Annotated in this window: 1 protein-coding gene; it reads left to right on the forward strand. The window is 64.4% G+C overall.

Going from position 1 to position 1,153, the window contains the following annotated elements:
* The coding region (locus tag FAZ79_RS11285; protein ID WP_136868055.1) for an IS110 family transposase at window positions 1-885 on the forward strand (885 nt) is incomplete at its 5' end.
* Window positions 886-1,153 lie beyond the last annotated feature (268 nt).

The raw sequence follows: 1,153 nt of genomic DNA on the forward strand, positions 1-1,153 counted from the left end.
CGGGTCGCCATGGAGTCCTGCGCCGGCTCGCATGACATCGCCCGCAAGGCCGATGCCATGGGACACGATGCCGTGTTGCTCCCTGCCCAGTTCGTCCGGCCCTATACCAAGGGTCAGAAGAACGACAACGCCGATGCCGAGGCGATCGCCGAGGCCGCTACCCGGCCAACCATGCCGACGGTGTCGATCAAGGATGCCACCCAACAGGAAATCCAGTTCCTGCACCGAACCCGGCAGGGCTGGATCAAGCAGCGCACGGAAACGGCCAACCGGGTCCGAGCGATGTTGCTCGAATTCGGCATCACGGTTCCCAAGCGGATCCTGAATCTGCGCCGGGCGTTGCCCGGCATCCTCGAGGATGCCGAGAACGACCTACCTGACGGCGTACGTCAGTTGGTCGCGGACCATTGGCAACAACTCCAGGAACTGGACGACAAGGTTGCCGACATCACGCAGCGTGTCGAGCGGATCCCGGTCCGGGATGCCCGGGCGGCACGCCTGATGAGCATCCCGGGAATCGGACCGATGATTGCCACGGCGATGGTGGCCGCCGTCGGGGACGGCACCCAGTTCACCCAGGGACGGGGGTTGTCAGCCTGGCTGGGGCTGGTGCCCCAGCAGTTCACGACCGGCGGCAGGCCTCGTCTGCTCGGCATCAGCAAGCGAGGCAACCGGTACCTGCGTACGTTGCTGATCCACGGCGCCCGGGCCGTTCTCCAGCAGGCGCATCGAGGAGACGATGCGTTACGCCGCTGGATCCAGCGGGTCAACGGCCGAGTGCATCGAAACAAGGCGGCCGTGGCTCTGGCCAACAAGCTCGCCCGGGTGGCCTGGGCGGTACTGACACGGGGCGAGACGTTCCGGGCGAGCGCCGCGGCGGCCTGATCCCTGATCGCAAGGAGTCCAAATGAAATGACCGACCCAAACCGGGTCGGTCACCAGACAACCAGCCAACGATTGCAAGCGTCCGAACGGATGGCGGAAACAGGCACCGGCCTGTCGTGAACCTGACAGACACAATGGCTCGAAGAAGCCGATTTTTTAATCAGGAACGACAGGCGCGGATTTCTCCATCGAGGCCCGGAGCACTGAACCGCTCCACGAGGAGGCCGAATAGATTGACGCAACCTGATTATCCACCACCCCACCGGGG

This window comes from Guyparkeria sp. SB14A (assembly GCF_005096345.1).
GTDB lineage: Bacteria > Pseudomonadota > Gammaproteobacteria > Halothiobacillales > Halothiobacillaceae > Guyparkeria > Guyparkeria hydrothermalis.